Source organism: Kitasatospora sp. NPDC007106 (assembly GCF_040634455.1).
Taxonomy (GTDB): domain Bacteria; phylum Actinomycetota; class Actinomycetes; order Streptomycetales; family Streptomycetaceae; genus Kitasatospora; species Kitasatospora arboriphila.
Genome location: NZ_JBEYFP010000970.1, coordinates 1 through 2068, shown reverse-complemented (window position 1 = coordinate 2068; position 2068 = coordinate 1). Strand labels below are relative to the sequence as shown.

The 2068-nt window shown below is 72.9% G+C and carries 2 protein-coding genes; one reads left to right on the top strand and one right to left on the bottom strand.

Annotated features, from left to right (window positions below):
* A partial coding sequence (locus ABZ641_RS34620) for a TetR/AcrR family transcriptional regulator (RefSeq protein WP_359988323.1) occupies positions 1-360 on the bottom strand: 360 nt, incomplete at its 3' end.
* Positions 361-467: 107 nt separating this feature from the next.
* On the opposite strand from ABZ641_RS34620, the gene ABZ641_RS34615 reads away from it, so the two are divergent.
* Positions 468-2068 (top strand): MFS transporter (locus ABZ641_RS34615; RefSeq protein ID WP_359988321.1); only part of this gene is annotated, 1601 nt, incomplete at its 3' end.

Genomic DNA, 2068 nt, shown 5'->3' with positions numbered 1-2068 from the left:
ATGTCGTCTGATCGTCACACAGGTGCCCGGGCGGGCGGATCCCGAATCTCGCGATGTATCGCGAGAGGATGGCAGCTTGCGATATATCGCGCAGGCGCGCGGGACGGGGTCGTCCTCGGCGACCTCGGCCGTGCGCCGCACCATCAGCTGCCCCAGCTGCTCCATGCAGCGGACGGCGACGGCGGCCAGCAGGTCCTGGTGGTCGGCGAAGTGCCGGTAGGCGGCGTTGTGGGAGACGCCGGCCTCCCGGCTGACGGCGCGCAGCACCACGGCCGAGGGACCGCCGGTGCGGGCGAGGGCGACTCCGGCGTCGATCAGCGCCTCGCGCAGATTCCCGTGATGGTATGTCCGATTCTCCAAGGTTTCACCGCTTTCCCAGCCAGATGTTGACATTGTCCACTTCGGGTGGAAACGTGTCAATCACCGCATGTTGTCACTGTCAACATGCATGGCGGATGGAGCCACCGATGCCCGCCCTCACCCCTCGCCGACGTCTCCTCGTGCTGGCCACGGTCTGTCTCGCGGCGTTCGCGATCAACCTCGACACGACGATCGTGAACGTCGCCCTGCCCGACCTCAGCCGGCAGCTCGACGCCACCACCCGCGACCTGCAGTGGGTGGTGGACGGCTACAACCTCGCCTTCGCCGCGCTGGTGCTCAGCGCCGGCTCGCTCGGCGACCGGTTCGGTCGCCGGCCCGCCCTGCTGCTCGGACTCGCCGGGTTCGCCGCGACCAGCACCGTCGGCAGCGCCGTCGGATCGCCCGGCGCGCTGGTGGCGGTCCGGTTCGCGATGGGCGCCTGTGCCGCGCTCATCTTCCCGACCACCCTGTCGATCATCACCAACACCTTCCCCGACCGCCGCTCCCGGGCCAAGGCGGTCGGCGTGTGGGGTGCCGTCACCGGTCTCGGCGTCGCGGTCGGCCCGGTGGTCGGCGGCGTGCTGCTGGCGCACTTCGGCTGGCCCTCGGTGTTCCTCGCGCTGGTGCCGGTCGCCCTCCTCGCGCTGGTCGCCACCTGGCTCTGGGTGCCGGAGTCCAGCAACCCCGGCTCGGCCCGCCTCGACCTGCCCGGGCTCGCCGCCTCCTCGGCCGCCATCGGCGTCCTGGTCTACACGATCATCGAGGCGCCGGAGCGCGGCTGGGGCGCACCCGCCACCCTGGCCGGGTTCGCCGCCACGGCCGTGCTCACCGCGGCCTTCGTCCGGATCGAACGCGGCCGCGCCCACCCGATGATCGACCTGTCGCTCTTCCGCACCCCGGCCTTCTCGGCCGCCAGCGGCTCGGTCACCCTCGCGTTCTTCGCCCTCTTCGGCTTCATCTTCCTGGTGACCCAGTACTTCCAGTTCATCCGCGGGTACGGCACGCTCTCCACCGGCGTCCGCATCCTGCCGGTGGCGCTGACCATCGCCGTCGGCTCGCTCGGCGGTGTCGCCCTGGTCGCCCGGCTCGGCACCCGCGCCGTGGTCACCACGGGCCTCGTCCTGCTGGGCGTCTCCTTCGCCTGGATCGCCGCCTCGCCGGCCTTCGTGTCGTACGAGCGGATCGTGGGCCAGATGGTGCTGATCGGCCTCGGCCTCGGGCTCACCACCGCACCGGCCACCGAGTCGATCCTGAGCGTGCTGCCGCCGGCCAAGGCCGGTGTCGGCTCCGCCGTCAACGACGCCACCCGCGAGGCGGGCGGCACCCTCGGCGTGGCCGTCCTCGGCTCCGTCTTCACCTCGCTCTACGCGAGCCGGCTCGCCGACACCGCCTTCTCCGGACTCCCGTCCCGGACGGCCACGGCGGCCGAGGACTCCGTCGCCTCCGCACTCGGCACGGCCTCGGGCCTCGGGCGGGCCGACCTGCTGACCGCCGTACAGACCTCCTTCATGGACGCCTTCCACCTCGCCTGCCTGGTGGCCGCGGCGATCTGCCTCGTCGGTGCGGTCGGCGCCGGACTGGCGCTGCCCGGCCGGTTCCCGCTCCGGCCCGGCGGGCACGGGACGGCGGAAGGCGACCACGGCGACCGCACCGGCCCCACGGACCGCGGTGCCACCGCCCCGGCACGGACGGCCCCGGCCGCCCCGCC